The organism is Candidatus Neomarinimicrobiota bacterium (assembly GCA_034716895.1).
GTDB lineage: Bacteria > Fidelibacterota > UBA8477 > UBA8477 > JABMPR01 > JABMPR01.
The window spans coordinates 1-3,399 of sequence record JAYEKW010000097.1; the positions used below are offsets into that span (position 1 = coordinate 1).

At 44.3% G+C, this 3,399-nt stretch carries 3 protein-coding genes; 1 reads left to right on the plus strand and 2 read right to left on the minus strand.

Features of this window, described 5'->3' with window-relative positions; all coding sequences use genetic code 11:
- The first annotated feature begins 267 nt into the window (after positions 1-267).
- Positions 268-813, plus strand: coding sequence for a hypothetical protein (locus tag U9Q77_06220; protein MEA3286954.1), 546 nt, complete (start codon positions 268-270; stop codon positions 811-813).
- Between the two features lie 52 nt (positions 814-865).
- On the opposite strand, the gene U9Q77_06225 is transcribed toward U9Q77_06220, so the two are convergent.
- Positions 866-2,092, minus strand: coding sequence for a hypothetical protein (locus tag U9Q77_06225; GenBank protein MEA3286955.1), 1,227 nt, complete (start codon positions 2,090-2,092; stop codon positions 866-868).
- 18 nt (positions 2,093-2,110) lie between these two features.
- On the minus strand, positions 2,111-3,399 hold a 1,289-nt coding region (locus tag U9Q77_06230), incomplete at its 5' end, for an SUMF1/EgtB/PvdO family nonheme iron enzyme (GenBank protein MEA3286956.1).

The following is a 3,399-nucleotide window of genomic DNA, read 5'->3' on the forward strand; positions in this document are numbered from 1 at the left end:
GCTTTCCACCAGGGTAGAACCGATCAAAAAATGATATATGCCTGGATATGATCTCTATCACTAATATTATTAATGATTTGTCTAAATTGGATCAGGAAGGGAGAAGGTCTTTGTGATATTGGTCACGCCGTGTTTTTAAGTAACAAAATAATGTCATTTAACCCTTGTTGACCCCTATGCTCCCGTCTATAATAGCGGCCCAAAGACAATAACCACATGAAAAAACCCAACTTACATATAATCAAAAAAAATTCTGATAGAGGAAACATGAAACACCGACATTTAATTACTTACACAATGATCCTGCTCCTGTTCTGGGGCTTTCAGGTCAATCGTGAAGCAAAACACTCGGCTGAGATAAAAAATATTTTAGCTGAGGAAATGCAGCTCAAAGATTCACTGGCAACTTACATTGAAGAAATGGCAGCAGCTCTGGATCTGTTCACTGAAGGTCACCCCCTGGTATTCACAGCTTATAATGCCCTCGTTAATCAAACCGATGACACGCCCAATATTACGGCCAGCAACAAACAGATATTTCCAGGAGTTTTGGCCTTAAGTCGTGAATTGATCACCCGTTATGGGCATGGTGGCAATATCAAGTATGGCGATAAAGTCTGGATGGTTGTTCCCATGCAGGTGGAAGACACCATGAACAAGCGCTGGAGAGAACGAGGTGATGTCTACATGCTGAATTATGACGAAGCCCGTCAGTTTGGTCGTCGTTCTGGTATTCTTTACCACAAAGCGGATAAAATTGAGTTTGCCAGTTCTATCGCAGATGCCGGTGATGATGTGGGAATTCTGAATTAATCACACTTGAAAAATTTTTAAAAAAAGGGCTCCTATGTGGAGCCCTTTTTTATTAGAAACGTTGAATTTTATAGGAAAGAAGGTAATTCAATTCCAGGAGAAAAATATTACCGGAGATTTTGTCCTCATAGTCGCCATTTTCCGCGAGCAAAGAATTCATAAATGCTTCACTGGTCCACGAGTAATGATCCACAGCAACATCTACCGTCAGTTTTCCCAGAGGAAAGCCCGCGCCAAACGTGATGCCTGATATGGGAACAGGGGCCTGGTCACTTCCGTTGGTTGCAGGTAATTTATCAGCATAAAATCCAGTCCGGATTTTTGTGGTATTCCAGGTGTATTCTAATCCCAGGCGATTTCCTATACCATCTTCAACATCAATGGGCCAGTCATCTAATTCCATGTTGGAATAGTGATTTATATTGCCCTCGTAATTGATTCGAATCAACCCTTTTGTGAAGGTGAGACCATATCCCAGTGAAAGGGGCGCCTTATACAGGGTATGTTCCCTGAGGATGGTGTTTTCGCTGGTCCAATAATTCTTGGTCGACCATTCGAAGGGCGCTGTAATGCTGAATCCAATATCCAGAGAGTCAGCCACTGTCAATAACATGCCCGTACTCACAAACGTCACACTTTCGGTGGTATAAGTTTGAGCGAACCCGCGTTTATACACATCATCAATATAGATTACATCTCTGCTGTGATAATCTCCACTGGGAATATAATGGACAGTCATTCCAACTGAGAATCGATCCCACATACGAGCGCCTGCTCCCACATGGATCACATCTACGCCAGGAGAACCAGCTAGCACTCGATCATAATCCGATTCATCTTCCTGAAATGACCAGCTATGTTCATCCACCCACTGGAAATAGCGACTGTAACCTATTCCATAGGCCATTTTTACATAATCGTAACTCAAATCAGGAAATGGATAAATGACGGACAGATTCAGCGGTGCCTTTAACGCTGTTGTTTGGGTTTTACCGCTACTAGACAGAGATCCAAGGTGTCCACTGGTCTGTGATAATGTATTTAGACTGGCATATCCACCAATGGTTAACTGTTCAAAATGGCCCAATGCCGCTGGATTATGAAACAAAGCACTGCTGCCATTATCCATAACACTCATGCGACCCAGGGCGCTACTTCTGGCACTCGGGTTCACCGGCACCCAGCGTGTGGCAAATTCCTGAGCCAGCATAGTTATGGGCAATCCGATCAAGAGGAGAGCAAGGGTGCGCGTCCATGTTTTTACGAATTGGATTTTCATTGAATACATATCCAGTGATTAATTGTTAATAACACAACGAAAACCAACGTTAGCGCTGGCATTTTCAGGTCCACTGGAATAACGATACCAAGTTTGTAAACTAGTAGCGGCATTGCTATAACTACCACCTCGGAGAACCCGTTCAGTTGTGGCACCATCGTAATTAGCCGTCCATTCCCAGACATTCCCTGCCAAATCCAGAATACCAAAAGGACTAGCACCAGTGGCCAGACCCACGGCCTGAGTTTCACCGGCACAGCCTGAAAAGTTAGCAAGTTCACACGTCGGGCCATCATTCCCCCAGGGATAATTATACGCTAAATCCCCACGGGCAGCTTTCTCCCACTCAAATTCTGTTGGTAATCTTAATCCATAGTAATCTGCAAAAGCGTCTGCGCCAAACCAGGTGACTTCTGTTACAGGATGATCCTCATACCCGGAGTGAACGTAGAAACTGCCGGTGTTATAGAAAATATGGCCACCCGCAGCATCGTTCAGGTCAATATACTCGTAGTTTCCAGCGCCAAAGTGAGCATCATTGGCTCCGTCATAGGGGCCTTCTACCGTGTTTGTATTCACCAGTGTGAAATCACCAGCACCCATTGCTGCTGTGAGGTAGGATGCGTATTGCGCGTTTGTGACCTCATAATGCATCATAAGGAAATCCTCATCCAGGTCTGTATTTATTGAAACAGGATTGTCATTCCCATAAGCATAGGGTCCTGCTGGCACAATAACATATCCTGAAGATACTTCGGAACTGTACTCAGAGTTGTTGTCTGCGGTATAGGCCCGTATCCGGTATGTGTAGAGCATGCCGGATGAAAGACCAGCATTGGTATAGGTCGTTACATTCTCACCAACCAGACCGATTTGAACAAACCCGGCACCCTCAGCGCGTTCAATCTTGAAACCAGTTTCAAATGATGTGTTATCCGTCCAGTTCAGCTCAACTTCATCATTGGCAATTGGAATCGCTGACAGAGCAGATGGAACTGGAAATTCAGTTTCAAGGGCGGTTGTATAGATAGGATCAGCCTGATTACTATTTGTATAGGCGATAACTCTATAGGTGTATTCAGTGTTCAGGGATAAACTGGTCTGGGTATAAGATGTTGTATTCGTTGCTAGATCAGCGATTTCATTGTACCCTGAGCCAGCATCTTCCTCAAGTATATACCCATCTTCAAAAGCGCAGTTATCATTCCAGGTTATTGTGATACTAGCATCAGTGACAGCAAGAGCACTTACCGAAGTTGGAGGTGTTATGCTAAGTGTGGTGAGGCTTGAACTGGTGCTCCAGTTAC